Genomic DNA, 230 nt, shown 5'->3' on the forward strand with positions numbered 1-230 from the left:
AAGTGAACCCCGAAAAGGCATGCGTAGCGGGCATATCCCAAATAGTCGCTCGTTGCCTTTTATGGATTTACTTAATAAAGGTGAAGCCAAACCACTTGCCGAAATTAAAGCGATATTTAGTGACGTGGTTGATGATGCGCGGCAGTTACAGTTTAGCTGTGGCTCAGGTATTACAGCGTGTGCTTTAGCGTTATTTGCTACCGAATGTGGTTACAGTAATTTAAGCGTTT

The 230-nt window shown here is 43.5% G+C and carries 1 protein-coding gene; it reads left to right on the top strand.

Going from position 1 to position 230, the window contains the following annotated elements:
• Positions 1 to 19: 19 nt before the first annotated feature.
• On the top strand, positions 20 to 230 hold a 211-nt coding region (locus tag AAEY83_RS18995; protein ID WP_351061829.1), incomplete at its 3' end, for a rhodanese-like domain-containing protein.

It is taken from the genome of Psychrobacter sp. TB20-MNA-CIBAN-0197 (assembly GCF_040309765.1).
Classification (GTDB): domain Bacteria; phylum Pseudomonadota; class Gammaproteobacteria; order Pseudomonadales; family Moraxellaceae; genus Psychrobacter; species Psychrobacter submarinus.